This is a genomic window from Pseudoalteromonas sp. CO348 (assembly GCF_004208845.1).
In the GTDB taxonomy this organism is placed as follows: domain Bacteria; phylum Pseudomonadota; class Gammaproteobacteria; order Enterobacterales; family Alteromonadaceae; genus Pseudoalteromonas; species Pseudoalteromonas maricaloris.
The window spans coordinates 1-554 of record NZ_SGPI01000057.1 but is presented as its reverse complement, the minus strand read 5'-3'; the positions used below and the strand labels follow the sequence as shown (position 1 = coordinate 554).

The window sequence follows — 554 nt, the reverse complement described above, 5'->3', positions numbered from 1 at the left end:
AGCTCTAAAGGCGGCGGCATCAAGAATATCGCCTTCATAAACACACACCGTTTGTCCAGCAAGGAGCGGGCATAAGGTGGTGGTCACCGACAGGTCAAAACAGTAGTTAGAAGAAAAGTCGATATTACGATACTTGTCACCTAACTGGCTGGTTAAGGCGTGAAGATAGTAAAGCACATTGTGCTGCGTGAGCATTACGCCTTTTGGTTGTCCGGTTGTCCCTGAGGTGTAGATGATATAAGCCAAGTTAGCCAACGCGGTTGGACGCACTAAGTTCTCGTGCTCCACCGCCAGCGCATGGGTGTTTACGCCGAGCGCCTTCACGCCGAGCGCTGTGGCTTTTCCAAGTACAGGCTCAAGAGATGGCAAGTGGCTTTCCTGGGTTAGCACTAAGTCGGTGTTGGTGTCGGTTAAAATAAACTCAACCCGAGCTTCGGGGTAATCCGGTGAAACAGGCACATAGGCACCACCGACTTTGAGCACGGCCAAAATAGCAATAAGCATCTCGCTACTGCGAGAAAAGTAGAGGGCGATAGGGGTATCGGCAGGCAATA

1 protein-coding gene is annotated in these 554 nt (G+C 51.1%); it reads right to left on the bottom strand.

The features are described 5' to 3' along the window. Positions 1 to 554, bottom strand: a 554-nt coding sequence (locus tag EXT48_RS23535) for an AMP-binding protein (RefSeq protein ID WP_165384146.1), incomplete at both ends; no start/stop codon positions are given.